The sequence below is a fragment of the Acinetobacter sp. SM1B genome, from assembly GCF_003289665.1.
In the GTDB taxonomy this organism is placed as follows: domain Bacteria; phylum Pseudomonadota; class Gammaproteobacteria; order Pseudomonadales; family Moraxellaceae; genus Acinetobacter; species Acinetobacter schindleri.
In genome coordinates, this window is the sequence record NZ_QMBM01000001.1 from 1,128,838 (window position 1) to 1,142,865 (window position 14,028).

Sequence of the window (14,028 nt, forward strand, 5' to 3'; positions counted from 1 at the left end):
CCAGCATACAGAGGAAATTATGGTTTACATAGCGTGTTTACAAATCTGATAAACGATGCTTAGATTTCTGATAAATGATGCGTTGACGGCTCAGGATAATGCCAAAAAAGGTGGCAAGAGTGTACATGACAATAGTATAGATACCCGCAGGGATGGCAATAGTATTATTGCCTAATACGGTAATAGCGATAGTTATGGCAACAGCGGTATTATGAATGCCCACCTCAAAGGTACAAGCACGTGCCTGACGGTCTGGAATACCAAGCAGTAAAGGTAGGCAATAACCAATAAACAGGCTGGAAAAGCCAAAAATTACGGTTGCGATTCCGATGCTATTGAAATATTCCATCAGATTATGGCGTTCGCGTACGACTGCAAATACAAATAATGCAATGAGGAAGCCAATTGCGAAAATACGCATTGAGCGATTGACAGTGATTGTGAGCCTTGGGAATTTAGCCCGTAATGCCATACCGAAGATAACAGGAAGTAATATGATAAAAAATACCTGAACCATCTTCATGGCTGGCATGGTAATGGTATCGTCACTGCCCAGGAAAAAATGTAAGGATAAATTAATAATAAAAGGCAGGGTGAAGATCGATATAAAAGTATTAATTGTAGTGAGGGTGAAGTTAAGCGCTAAATCACCTTTATATAGGTAGCTGAAAAGATTGGCAGTTGGTCCACCCGGAGAGGCTGCCAGCAGCATTAAACCCACTGCCAGTAGCGGCGGCAAATCCAATATGATACAAATCAGAAAAGCCAGACTGGTCAACAGGATCAGCTGGATAAATAAGGCAATAAAAATGACCTTAGGATAGTTGAGTACACGAATAAAATCCTTGACGCGTAATTCAAGTCCTAACCCCATCATTAAAATTGCCAGCAGTACCGGCAATAAAAAAACAAAAAATACCGAATCCATAGAATGTCCTTTTTATTATTGGATCTTCATTTTTAAATTAAGTTTAACGTAAATTATTAAATAATCAATAGAAAATGGGCAAAACCTCAATTTTGCCCATTTATTCTTGTATCACTTCAAAGAGCTTTATTTAGGTCGAGGAGGAGTGAAGCCCAAGGCACATTTACCACTAATTTCCTGACCATTAACGGTGGTTGTGGTGTTTCCAGAAGCGTCTTGACAAGCACTGTAAATTTCAGCTTCATCACCCATTAAGGTTGTTTTAGAGTTGGAAAAAAACTGTGGTTCACAGGTTCCGTTCCAGATAATACCACGATGAGCAAAAGTTACGGCATCACCAGCTGATTTGCCTTTACAGACTTTTTGATACAAATCTGGATTGTAAACTTTAGCAACCTTATCATTTGCAGTTGCCATGCCTGTTACTGATAGTGCACCGAGCATTATTGAAAATAATATTTTCTTATCCATTTATTTCACCTTTTTTCTTCGTGTGGCGTCAAATTTACATCTTAGAAAATACTCAGCTGCATACAATTGCGATCAGGTAACCAATACAAGCTCTATGTATTGATTTATCGGTGTTTTGCTAAAAAATGAAAGATTAAGTGACAATTAAGAAGGTTTATAAAAATACGATAGGGTGACCTTGAATTAATTCCACTGAATTTGTCAACTATTCTGCAATTTTTGCTATAATCTTCGGCTATCCTTTTTTAATCTCTCAAATACCACTATGCACTATCCTAAAGTATACGATGTCATTGTGATCGGTGGCGGTCACGCAGGTACGGAAGCAGCATTGGCTGCGGCGCGTATGGGTCGACAGACTTTACTCTTAACTCACAATATTGAGACTTTAGGGCAGATGAGCTGTAACCCAGCCATCGGTGGTATTGGTAAATCGCACTTGGTGCGTGAAATTGATGCCTTGGGCGGTGCAATGGCACTTGCTGCTGACAAAGGCGGTATCCAATTCCGAATTTTAAACTCACGTAAAGGTGCTGCGGTTCGTGCGACGCGCGCGCAGGCTGACCGTGTACGTTATAAAGCTGCGATTCGTGAAACATTAGAAAACCAAGCGAATCTTGATATTTTTCAACAAGCAGCGGATGACCTGATTGTTGAAGGCGATACCGTTAAAGGTGTAGTAACCCAAATGGGTATTCGCTTTGATGCGAAAACTGTGGTGTTAACTGCAGGTACATTCTTAGGTGGTGTGATTCACGTCGGTCTTGAAAAATCAAGCGGTGGTCGTGCAGGCGATCCACCATCAATTTCATTGGCGCATCGTTTACGTGAACTTCAACTTCCAGTCGGTCGTTTAAAAACAGGCACGCCCCCACGTATTGATGCACGTTCAGTTGATTTCTCTGTAATGACACCACAGCCGGGTGATTTCCCATCTCCGACCATGTCATTCATGGGTGATGCTTCAATGCACCCTGAACAAGTGAACTGCTGGATTACACATACCAATGAAAAAACTCATGACATTATCCGTGGCGGTTTAGACCGTTCACCAATGTATACTGGTGTAATCGAAGGTGTGGGTCCACGTTATTGCCCATCGATTGAAGACAAGATTCATCGTTTTGCCGATAAAGACTCTCACCAAGTATTCCTTGAGCCTGAAGGTTTAGATACGCACGAGTTGTATCCAAATGGTATTTCAACATCATTGCCATTTGATGTGCAGTTTGAATTGGTGCGCTCAATCCGTGGTATGGAGAATGCACACATTCTTCGTCCAGGGTATGCGATTGAATACGATTACTTCAACCCGCAAGCGTTGAAATTCACTTTGGAAACCAAAGCGATTAATAACTTGTACTTTGCAGGTCAAATCAACGGTACAACAGGTTATGAAGAAGCAGGTGCGCAAGGTTTACTTGCAGGCTTGAACGCAGCACGTCGTGCGTGGGATCAAGAGCAATGGACACCAAAACGTGATGAAGCATACATGGGCGTACTAGTTGATGACCTAATTACTTTAGGTACTAAAGAACCGTATCGTATGTTCACTTCACGTGCGGAATACCGTTTGATGTTACGTGAAGACAATGCGGATCAACGTTTAACACCAATCGGTCGTGAAATGGGTCTGGTGGATGATGAGCGTTGGGCGGCTTACTGCGAGAAAATGGAAGCGGTTGAGCGTGAGACAGGTCGTTTGCAACATCTTTGGGCAGCGCCAAACAATCCAATGGGTAAAAAATTCGTTGAGATGACAGGTGCAGATCTTTCTAAAGAATGTTCTGCAATTGATTTATTAAAACGTCCTAATATTAGCTTTGCTCAAATTGCAGAACTTACTGGTTCTGACGTGTCAGCTCAAGTAGGCGACCAAATTGAGATTGCGGTGAAATACGAAGGTTATATTAACCGTCAGCACCAAGATGTAGCGCAAATGAAGCGTTTGGAAGAAACCAAGATTCCTACTGATTTTAACTATGACATCGTTTCAGGTCTTTCTCGTGAAATTACCTTGAAGTTAAAAGATGTTCGTCCTGAAACGCTTGCACAAGCAAGCCGTATTCCGGGTGTAACCCCTGCTGCAGTTCAACTGGTGATGATTACGATTCGCAAGAATGCACAAACAAAAAAATCTGCTTAAGATTTTGAATTAAAGAAGCCCGTGTAATGCGGGTTTTTTTATAAATAAAAGTTAATAATCACCGAGATGAATGATTCCATAGTTAAAAGCTACCAATAAAATAAATCATTGAAAAATAATAATATTGATAATTTTTCATCTAAAAATAGAATCACTGTCATTGTTTTTAAGTCTTATTTGGAGGTGAAAAAGCAAATCCTTACATTTCAAATCCTACCATTGTAGTGCTATTTATTCGAAAGGATTAGATTAACAATTAGGCAGTGGGCTAGGCCAAAAAAAGCCTGGAATTGAGGAAGATGAATCATGATGTTGACACAAAAGGAAAAAATACAAAAATTTCTGGTGATATTTTTGTGTTTCTAGGTCGCATTTTTTGAAGGCTTTGATTTACAAGCCCCTGGAATTGCAGCCAAAGGTATTGCAGAAACGTTTGCACTTGATCAGGTGCAAATGGGCTATGTATTTAGTCTCGGCGTTTTTGGTATGTTGTTCGGCGCTTTCTTTGGTGGGCGAATCGCGGACTATTTAGGTCAGAAACGAGTCTTAATGCTGTCAGTGGCTATTTTCGGGGTGTTCTTTGCACTTACAGCGATCGCACCAAGTATTGAAATTTTATATGCGGCACGTTTCCTGACGGGGTTGGGCTTAGGGGCTGCGATGCCCACCATGATTTCAGTAGTGGGGGATGAGGCGACTGAACTTAACCGGGGTAAGCTGAATAGCTTAATGTATTGTGGTTTGCCTGTAGGTGCGATTTTTGTTGCCGGGCTGGCAATCTATTTTAAGGACATTAGCTGGCAAACACTATTCCTGATCGGTGGTTTGACACCATTGGTCCTGCTGCCTTTCATAGCTTTGATTTTAATAGATAAACCGAGTGCTGTTAAAGCCTAAACGACTGAGCAACAGATCGCAGTACCCAATATGGCTGAAGTACTGTTTAAACAGGAACAATATAAACGTACTGTGCCATTGTGGTTCGGCTTTTTCTTTACCTTAATGATTAACTATATCCTGATCAGCTGGTTACCAAATTTACTGATGGAACAGGGGCTTTCCAAGCAGGAAGCTTTTAGTATCATGCTGATCTTCCAGGTTGGTGCTGTAATTGGTACTTTAGGGCTAGGTTATTTATTAGATCGCCTGAAACTCTGGCAAGTGGCTGCTATCATTTATGTAGGCCTGGCAATTGTATTGATTCTGCTCTTTACCAGTAAAGTGATTCCATTGCTGATCCTGGCCGGTTTAATGGGTGGAATTTTCTCTACCGGTGGCCAATCTATCCTGTATGGTATTTCTCCAATCTTCTACTCAGGGGCAGGTAAAGTTACGGGAGTGGGAAGTGCGATTTCACTCGGGCGTTTGGGTGCCATGACTGGTCCACTTTTATCTGGCAAGATTCTGGCATTGGGCTTGGGAACAACAGGTATTCTGTGGGCCAGCTTGCCGGCTGTGGTGATTTCTGCTGTGGCAGTCACTGCTCTGTCCCGTTATAAGACAAAAAACAAGCATTAATTTAAGTGATCTATCTATGAAAAAAGTTGGTCTGATGGCTGGCTTTTTTTATTTGAAGATATTTAGACAGATTATTTAACAGGTAGTTTTTGTTAATATAAGTTGAACTAAAAAACGAAATTGAGATATGAGCTATCAGTTAATTGAGCTGGATATAGACGCGACCGACAATATTACCTGCCTACATTGCCAGCAACAGATTATTAACTGGCAAGAAGAGCAATATGTCCAGCCTTGTGAACATACCCTGTTTATTGCCATGGATATTGGTTTTGAATACATCACTGATGAGTTTGAACAGACCATGCAACATACTGTGGATGATTTACATGCCAATGATGATCAGGTCAATATGTTCGCAGAGTTGACTGCAAGTACTTATCCGGAATTTATAATTTTAAAATCGGATCTGGGTGTGGAAGGTTATTCACGTTATATTGGCCTTACTGCTTAAATCTCAGAATGAAAAAAGCGCCAAATCAATTGGCGCTTTTTTGTGGCTAACTTTAAAAATTAACCTTCAACTTCTTCTTCAACATCATCATCTGCACTGTCCATACCCAGCTCTTTAAGTTTGCGCGTCAATGTATTTCGACCCCAACCTAAAAGCTCAGCAGCATGGCGTTTACGGCCACGAGTTTGCTGAAGGGCTGCATTAATCAGAGTGCGTTCAAACATTGGTGTTGCGATGTCGAGAATCTTCATCTCACCATTTTTTAGCTTTTGAATTGCCCATTGGTTCAGTAATTCATCCCAATGATGCGGAGCAACCTGATTCAGATTTGGAATTGGTGCACCATTGTCCTGCTGGATAGGAATCTGTTTCAGTTCAGGTGGCAAGTCTTCTGGATAAACTTCACGACCTGTGATCATAACCGTTAACCAGCGACAGGTATTTTCCAGCTGACGCACGTTTCCTTGCCAAGGCAGCTTTTGCATATATTCCTGAGTTTCAGGACGCAGAATCTTCGGATTGACACCAAGCTCTTTGCCTGCACGTGCCAGGAAATGCTGTGCCAGCATTGGAATATCTTCAGAACGGTGTGCCAGTTTAGGAATATGAATACGAATTACATTCAGGCGGTGATACAAGTCTTCACGGAAGCGGCCATCGTGTACCAGTTTTTCCAGATCCTGGTGAGTTGCTGCCACGATACGCACATCAACCTTGACTGGAATATGACCACCTACACGGTAAAATTCACCATCAGCTAGGACACGTAACAAACGAGTTTGTGTTTCAAATGGCATGTCACCAATTTCATCCAGGAACAGCGTACCGCCGTTGGCCTGTTCAAAACGGCCCTGACGTTGCGTATTTGCACCGGTAAAAGCGCCTTTTTCATGACCAAACAATTCAGTCTCAATCAGGTCTTTCGGAATCGCGGCCATGTTCAGGGCAATAAATGGCTTATTGCTACGTGGTGAATGGCGGTGCAAAGCATGTGCCACCAATTCTTTACCTGTACCTGATTCACCATTAATCAAAACAGTAATATGCGACTGAGATAGACGGCCGATAGCGCGGAATACTTCCTGCATTGCAGGAGATTCACCGATAATTTCAGTCGATTGAATTGTTGGAGTCGCTTTTGCAGATTCCTGTTGCTGTAACTTGGTGATGTGCAGGATGGCACGATTCACCAATGCTAGCGCTTCATCAATATCAAATGGCTTTGGCAGATACTCGAAGGCACCGGTCTGATAACTGGATACCGCTGATTCCAGATCCGAGTGCGCCGTCATAATTATGACAGGCAGATCAGGATTAGTATTCTTGACCTTACCTAAAAAGGTTAAGCCATCAATACCCGGCATTCGGATATCGGTCAGGATCACATCTGGTGCATCCACACTCAGCTGATCAAGTGCTGACTGGGCTTCTTCAAAACTGGTAACGTCGAAACCTTCTTCTTTGAATGTTTTTTCGAGTACCCAACGCATGGCACGATCGTCATCAATCACCCATATTTTATTTCGCGACATGATCTGACTCCCAAGGTAAAAATAAGCTAAATACGGTTTTTCCTGGAACTGACTGGCATTCAATCATTCCGTTATGTTGGTGCATTATATTTTGAGCAATACTGAGGCCCAGGCCGGTTCCTTTGGCACGGCTGGTCACAAGCGGGTAGAAAACGGCTTCAATAATATCGTCTGGTACACCCGGACCATTATCTTCAATGTCGATGCGTACCACTGAACGATGAATCACACCATTAATAGTATATAGACGCTGAATACGGGTTCTTAAAATCAGTTCAGGCTGATGCTCGACAAAGAAGTCTTTGTTTTCAGTCATCGCCTGAACCGCATTCACACAGATATTCAGCATGACCTGAATCAGCTGATCGCGGTCTGCTAAAACTTCTGGCAGGGACAGGTCGTAGTCCCTAGTGATTTTAATTTTCTTTTTGGTCTGATTTACAATTAGTGAGCGGACACGTTCTAAAGGCTCATGGACGTTGACCATTTCATAGCTTGGTAACTGACGTGAACCCAGCATACTATCCGCCAGATTTCTCAGGCGATCCACTTCACTGATAATAATATCTGTAAATTCTTTGTATTTCGGATCATCCAGGCTACGTGCGAGAAGCTGTGTTGCACCACGAATACCACCAAGCGGGTTCTTGATTTCATGTGCTACACCACGGATCAACTGGCGCGCCACCTGATGTTGCTGAATATAGTTTTCTTCACGTGAGATTTTCAACATACGGTCACGCTGATTCAGCTCAATCAGCAATAAGGGGTGATGTGGTTTGCCTGCATTCAGTAGCGAAACCGTGTAATCCACATGAATATCTTTAAAATTGACAATAATGGTCGCTTCACGGCGGGTATAAGGTTGTCCAGTATGCAGGGTGTTATACAGCGACTCTTCAGTATTGAACTCATCTGTAGGGGCTTGCAGGATATTTAATACCGGTGTGCCAAATGCGCGTAACAAGCTGATATCGAACATGGCCTCGCAGGCAGTGTTCAGGTAATAGATATTCAGGTTGCTATCAATCAGCATGACAGCAGTGGTCAGGTTGTCCACCAAAAGGCGATAGTCGATGGAAAGGGGCTGATCCATTAGCGATGGTTTTCCTGTATTAAAATAGCGCAATGGCATCTTCATAAAGCAAAATTTAAAGTCTTAAGTTCTCATTTGATGCACATTAAGCAAAATGCACGCCAACTTTTTAAATAATCCCTAAATTATTGCAATGAAATGGAAGTGGGGTCATGAAGATGCATGATTTGTTAATGGTATAGCTGATAAAAATCAGCATGTAAATCATAAATGTTCAATTTTGGTGCATGTATAATTATATTGAATATTTTATGGCTTTATTTTGGTGCTTGATGTAATCAGTCTCCATTTCAACTGTTTTTATGTTTCGAAAAGACATACAATACGCGCATTCTAGTGGAGCGCAGATTCATGAAGTCCCCCAAAGTCGGTTTTGTTTCTTTAGGTTGTCCTAAGGCATTGGTAGATTCTGAACGAATTTTAACTCAGTTGAAGACTGAAGGTTATGATGTCGCATCGGATTATGACGGTGCTGATTTAGTAGTGGTAAACACCTGTGGTTTTATTGAATCTGCAGTACAAGAGTCTCTAGACGCCATCGGTGAAGCGATGAGCGCGAATGGTCGCGTGATTGTGACGGGCTGTCTAGGTAAAGACGAAGACAAGATTCGCCAAATGCATCCGAATGTCCTGAAAGTGACTGGTGCTGCGGCTTATGAAGAAGTAATGGATGCGGTTCATCAATATGTCCCTGAACCGCCAAAACATAATCCATTTATTGATCTGGTTCCTGAGCAAGGCATTCGCCTTACTCCAAAACACTATGCGTACTTGAAAATTTCAGAAGGCTGTAACCACCGTTGTACTTTCTGCATTATCCCAAGCATGCGTGGTGATCTGGTATCGCGTCCAGTCGGTTCTGTGCTTGAAGAAGCTGCAGCGCTAAAACGTTCAGGTGTCAAAGAAGTACTCGTCATCTCCCAGGATACTTCTGCTTACGGCGTGGATACCAAGTACAAACTTGACTTCTGGAATGGTCAGCCAGTTAAGACCAAATTCTATGATATGTGTGAAGCGCTGGGTCAGTTAGGCATCTGGGTGCGTCTGCACTATGTCTACCCATATCCACATGTGGATGCGGTGATTGATCTGATGGCACAAGGCAAAATTCTGCCATACCTGGATATTCCATTCCAGCATGCAAGTCCTAAAGTATTAAAGCTGATGAAGCGTCCTGCGCACAGTGAAAATACATTAGAACGTTTGAAAGTATGGCGTGAAAAATGTCCTGAATTGGTGCTGCGTTCGACATTTGTAGTGGGCTTCCCGGGTGAAACCGAAGAAGACTTCCAAATGTTGTTGGACTGGTTGCAGGAAGCTCAGCTGGATCGTGTGGGTTGTTTCACTTATTCAGCAGTTGAAGGTGCAGCAGCGAATGATCTGCCAGATCATGTGCCGGAAGAAATCAAGCAAGAACGTTATGAACGTTTCATGCAGGTGCAGCAAGCGATCTCAGCAGCCAAGCTGCAAAAGCGTATCGGTCAGAAAATGACAGTGCTAGTCGATGATCTGGAAGAGGAATTCCCGGTTGCTGTAGCACGTTCTTATGCCGATGCACCAGAGATTGATGGGAATGTATTTGTTGAAGATATCGACAAGAGCCTGATTAAGACAGGTGCTTTGCTTGAAGTCGAAATTACCGATGCAGACGAATATGACCTGTTTGCAAAACTGATTTCGATTAAATCAGCCTAATACCTAGATAAAATTAAATGAAATAATTTGGAGTTTGATGATGTTGGATTCTAAAAAGCCGCGTTTTGGCCGTATTTTGCTGAAACTTTCAGGTGAAGCGCTTGCCGGCAATAAGGATATGGGTATTGATGCACCAATCCTTGACCAGATGTCTTTAGCGATTGCACACCTGGTTGGATTGGGTGTACAGGTCGGTATTGTTGTCGGTGGTGGTAACTTGTACCGTGGTAGCCAGTTGCAGAAAGATGGTCTGGTTGGTCGTGTAACCGGTGACCAGATGGGTATGCTGGCAACCGTGATGAACGGTCTGGCATTACGTGATGCGCTGGTACGCCGTAACATCAAGACACGTTTACTTTCAGCATTGCCAATTGGCACCGTTGTAGAATCTTACTCAAGCCGTGATGCGATTCGTCACCTGACGCGTGGTGAAGTCTGCGTATTTGTTGCAGGTACAGGTAACCCGTTCTTTACCACTGATACAGCAGCTTGCTTGCGTGGTATTGAAATTGAAGCGGACCTGATTCTGAAAGCAACCAAAGTTGATGGTGTCTATAATAAAGATCCAAGCAAATTTGAAGATGCTGTTAAATACGAAACCTTAACCTTTGACCAAGTGCTTGATGAAAAACTGGGTGTGATGGATTTAACGGCGATTTGCCTATGCCGTGATCATAACGTACCGCTACAAGTTTTCGACATGAACAAGTCTGGTGCTTTATTGTCCGTTGTGATGGGTGAAAAAGAGGGTACTCACGTTACCAATTGATGACGTGAACCTTGAAGCACTTTATACTAGTCAAAATTTAGCTTTTACATTTTTTAGAATTAAGTAAGGAAGATCATATGATTAACGATCTTAAAAAAGACGCAGAAGACCGTATGAACAAGTCACTTGACTCGTTGGAGCATGGTTTTGCCAAAGTTCGTACTGGACGTGCACATCCATCGATTCTGAACGGTGTTATGGTTCCTTACTATGGCTCTGACGTGCCATTGAACCAGGTTGCAAACGTAGGTGTTGAAGATTCACGTACCTTGCTGGTTCAACCATTTGAGCGTTCAATGGTTGCTGCAATTGATAAAGCCATTCGTGAATCAGATTTAGGGCTTAACCCAATTACTGCTGACGCAATTCGTGTACCAATGGCTGCGTTAACTGAAGAAACTCGCCGTGACATGCAGAAAGTTGCGCGTAACGAAGCTGAAAACGCTAAAGTTGCGATCCGTAACATTCGTCGTGATGTTTTAGGCGATATCAAAGCTTTATTGAAAGAAAAAGAAATTTCTGAAGATGAAGAGCGTCGTGCTTCTGACGAAATCCAGAAAATTACCGATAAATATGTTGCTGAAGTTGATAAACGTTTGGCTGCAAAAGAAGCTGAATTGATGAAGGTCTAATTCATCAATGACCTTTTCTGAAGAGAGTTCCCGTCTTCCAAAACATGTTGCCATCATCATGGATGGCAACAATCGTTTTGCCAAAAAAAATCAGATGCAAAAGGGTGAAGGACACCGTGAAGGTAAAAGCGTCCTTGATCCAATTGTAGAACACTGTAGAAAAAGAAAAATCCAGGCTTTAACTGTATTTGCGTTTTCGAGTGAAAACTGGAATCGTCCGCAGTATGAAGTGGATCTGCTCATGCGATTGCTCGAAGACACCATCCATGAACAGTTACCGCGCATGGAAAAATTCAATATTGCCTTGCGCTTTATTGGTGATTGCAGCCGTTTATCTCCAGAGTTGCAAGCTTTGATGTTGCATGCTGAGGAAAGGACTGCTAAGTTCGATAGCATGACGCTCACTATTGCCATTAGTTATGGTGGTATGTGGGATATGGCGCAGGCTGCGAAGCGAATTGCTGCGGATGTTTTAACAAATAAATTAGAACTTGATGCAATTAATGCTGATGTTTTTGGTCAATATGTAAGTCTTAGTGATTTACCACCTGTGGATCTGTTAATCCGTACCGGTGGAGATTTCCGCTTGTCAAACTTCCTGCTCTGGCAGGCAGCTTATGCGGAACTGTATTTTACTGAAACCTTATGGCCAGAATTTACCACGGAAGAACTTGACGATGCCTTTGCCGTATTTGGTGGGCGTGAACGTCGGTTTGGTAAGACATCAGAACAGATTCAGCAAGAGAAACTTGAGAATTAATACATGTTAGAGCGGATTATAACCGCATTGGTTTTGGTGGCTGTTGTACTCAGTTGTATGTTTGCCACTACTGCATATTACCCAATGTTTGTGTTGATGGTCGTTGCTGCAGGTGTGGCAGGTTATGAGTGGTTTAAACTCATGCCACATCAGGGGGAAAAAGTAATTAAGCCGTTTGCTTGGGGTTATGGCTTACTCACAGCAGTTCTTTCAGCACTTGCACTCTATTTTTCAGACATCTCCATGCTGCTTTGGGCGGCATCGATTTTGACCTGGATCCTCAGCATCTATTGGGTTAAATCCTATCCTGAATATGATGGCTGGTACAATGTTACTTTAAATGGCATTGGTGTGATCCTGATCTCGGCGGCGGTCACTGCAATCTATTCAGTCTGGCAGCATTCACCTTGGTGGTTAATGTATCTGTTTTTGCTGGTTTGGGGGGCAGACAGTGGTGCCTATTTTATTGGACGCAAGTTCGGCAATAAAAAGCTCGCACCGAAAGTTAGTCCAAACAAATCGGTTGAAGGGTTGTATGGCGGAATCGTCACATCCATGTTGATTGTCATTACAGTCACATTACTTTATCTCGATATCAGTATTCCCGAACTGCTTTTATTCCTGATTTTATCAGTATTAACAGTCTTTAGTTCTGTACTTGGTGACCTGTTTGAATCGATGATCAAACGTCGTGCTGGTATTAAAGATTCGGGACGTATTCTGCCAGGACATGGTGGTGTATTGGACCGTATTGATTCTCTCCTGGCTGCAGCGCCGATTTTTGCTGCAGGCATGTATGTCTTAAAACTAATTGGCGTAGATTTATAAATGTCACAAGCTGTTTGTATACTGGGTGCTACAGGTTCTATTGGGCAAAGTACTTTAAAAATCCTGCAGCGACATCCTGAAGCTTACAGCGTATATGCTGTGACTGCACAAAGCCGTATTGCTGAACTGGTCGAGATCTGTAAGCAGTTTCGACCAAAAATCGCTGTGGTGCCAGCCTTTAAAGTAGATGAACTGGCACAATTGCTGAAACAGCAACAGTTATCCGAAATAGAAATTTTACCAGATGAAGCAGGCTTGATTGCTGTTGCTGAACATCCAGAAGTAGATATAGTCATGGCGGCGATTGTTGGTGCAGCTGGCCTTTTGCCGACATTGGCTGCGGTCAAAGCGGGAAAACGCGTCCTGTTGGCTAATAAAGAAGCTTTGGTGATGTCTGGTGATATTATGATGCAGGCTGCTCGTGATCATGGGGCTTTATTGCTACCTGTGGACTCAGAGCACAATGCAATTTTCCAGTGTTTGCCGGCGAATTACTTCGATGCTGAGCGTAACGGTCAGCCAAAACTGGGTGTACAGCAGATTCTGTTAACTGCCTCTGGTGGTCCATTTTTAAATCATACTTTCGATCAGCTGCAGACGGTCACACCAGCACAAGCCTGCAAACATCCAAACTGGTCAATGGGTCAAAAAATTTCAGTAGATTCAGCAACCTTGATGAATAAAGGTTTGGAACTGATTGAAGCCTGTCATTTATTTGCAGTAAAAGAACAATTTGTTACAGTTGTCGTGCATCCACAGAGTATTATTCACTCCATGGTTCAATATGTAGATGGTTCAACTTTGGCGCAAATGGGTAACCCGGATATGTGTACCCCGATTGCACATGCCTTGGCATGGCCAGAGCGGATCAGTACGCATGTCGCTCCATTAGATTTATTTGTACATTCACAACTGAATTTCCAGCAACCGGATACCCAGCGTTTTCCTGCATTAAAACTGGCACGCCAGGCAATGCAGCAAGGCGGGATTGCGCCTGCTATTCTGAATGCAGCCAATGAAATTGCCGTGGCAGCATTTTTGCATGAAAAAATTACTTTCATTCAAATACCTCAGATAGTTGAATATACGCTGAATTCGATGGACAATCGGACAGCAGATCAGCTGGAAGTGATTCTTCAGGCTGATCGGCAGGCGCGTGATATCGCCCGTCAATTCGTTGTGAATAAAGGAAGTTAAGC

At 42.8% G+C, this 14,028-nt stretch carries 12 protein-coding genes and 1 pseudogene; 9 read left to right on the forward strand and 4 right to left on the reverse strand.

The features are described 5' to 3' along the window. Window positions 1-37 precede the first annotated feature (37 nt). Both C8322_RS05335 and C8322_RS05340 read right to left on the reverse strand, forming a co-directional pair. The gene (locus C8322_RS05335; protein ID WP_004812632.1) at window positions 38-928 is read right to left on the reverse strand and encodes a bile acid:sodium symporter family protein; all 891 of its coding nucleotides are present in this window, start codon (window positions 926-928) and stop codon (window positions 38-40) included. A 126-nt stretch (window positions 929-1,054) separates the two neighbouring features. After that, on the reverse strand, window positions 1,055-1,399 hold the full coding sequence (locus C8322_RS05340; RefSeq protein ID WP_004812635.1) for a hypothetical protein: 345 nt from the start codon (window positions 1,397-1,399) through the stop codon (window positions 1,055-1,057). A gap of 265 nt (window positions 1,400-1,664) precedes the next feature. Here C8322_RS05340 and mnmG point away from each other — a divergent pair, with 265 nt between their 5' ends. From mnmG to C8322_RS05360, 3 genes and pseudogenes are all read left to right on the forward strand, one after another. Then, complete coding sequence (gene mnmG, locus C8322_RS05345; RefSeq protein WP_004812636.1) at window positions 1,665-3,545, forward strand: tRNA uridine-5-carboxymethylaminomethyl(34) synthesis enzyme MnmG; 1,881 nt, start codon at window positions 1,665-1,667, stop codon at window positions 3,543-3,545. A 306-nt stretch (window positions 3,546-3,851) separates the two neighbouring features. Continuing rightward, a pseudogene (gene mhpT, locus C8322_RS14710) lies at window positions 3,852-5,063 on the forward strand (3-(3-hydroxy-phenyl)propionate transporter MhpT). A gap of 127 nt (window positions 5,064-5,190) precedes the next feature. Continuing rightward, the gene (locus C8322_RS05360; RefSeq protein WP_004812643.1) at window positions 5,191-5,517 is read left to right on the forward strand and encodes a hypothetical protein; all 327 of its coding nucleotides are present in this window, start codon (window positions 5,191-5,193) and stop codon (window positions 5,515-5,517) included. A 59-nt stretch (window positions 5,518-5,576) separates the two neighbouring features. Here the strand turns inward: C8322_RS05360 and glnG are convergent, their stop codons facing one another. Beyond that, on the reverse strand, window positions 5,577-7,049 hold the full coding sequence (gene glnG / locus C8322_RS05365) for a nitrogen regulation protein NR(I) (protein ID WP_004812644.1): 1,473 nt from the start codon (window positions 7,047-7,049) through the stop codon (window positions 5,577-5,579). Continuing rightward, the gene (gene glnL / locus C8322_RS05370) at window positions 7,036-8,145 is read right to left on the reverse strand and encodes a nitrogen regulation protein NR(II) (RefSeq protein WP_004812645.1); all 1,110 of its coding nucleotides are present in this window, start codon (window positions 8,143-8,145) and stop codon (window positions 7,036-7,038) included. The genes glnG and glnL overlap by 14 nt, the downstream gene beginning before the upstream one ends. A gap of 351 nt (window positions 8,146-8,496) precedes the next feature. Here glnL and rimO point away from each other — a divergent pair, with 351 nt between their 5' ends. The 6 genes from rimO (at window position 8,497) to ispC (ending at window position 14,026) form a co-directional block, all read left to right on the forward strand. After that, the gene (rimO, locus tag C8322_RS05375) at window positions 8,497-9,840 is read left to right on the forward strand and encodes a 30S ribosomal protein S12 methylthiotransferase RimO (RefSeq protein WP_004812646.1); all 1,344 of its coding nucleotides are present in this window, start codon (window positions 8,497-8,499) and stop codon (window positions 9,838-9,840) included. A 40-nt stretch (window positions 9,841-9,880) separates the two neighbouring features. Then, a complete protein-coding gene (gene pyrH / locus C8322_RS05380; protein WP_004812647.1) occupies window positions 9,881-10,609 on the forward strand; it encodes a UMP kinase in 729 nt (242 codons plus the stop codon). Between the two features lie 77 nt (window positions 10,610-10,686). Then, entirely contained in the window at window positions 10,687-11,241 is a 555-nt protein-coding gene (gene frr, locus C8322_RS05385; protein ID WP_004812648.1) for a ribosome recycling factor, read from the forward strand. 7 nt (window positions 11,242-11,248) lie between these two features. Then, window positions 11,249-12,001: a polyprenyl diphosphate synthase gene (gene uppS, locus C8322_RS05390; protein WP_004812649.1), complete on the forward strand. Its 753-nt coding sequence runs from the start codon at window positions 11,249-11,251 to the stop codon at window positions 11,999-12,001. 3 nt (window positions 12,002-12,004) lie between these two features. After that, window positions 12,005-12,829, forward strand: coding sequence for a phosphatidate cytidylyltransferase (locus C8322_RS05395; protein WP_004812650.1), 825 nt, complete (start codon window positions 12,005-12,007; stop codon window positions 12,827-12,829). Then, window positions 12,830-14,026 carry a 1-deoxy-D-xylulose-5-phosphate reductoisomerase gene (ispC, locus tag C8322_RS05400; protein WP_004812652.1) on the forward strand — a complete coding sequence of 399 codons (1,197 nt, stop codon included), beginning with the start codon at window positions 12,830-12,832 and terminating at the stop codon, window positions 14,024-14,026. It abuts the gene before it with no gap. The last annotated feature ends 2 nt before the right edge of the window (window positions 14,027-14,028 follow it).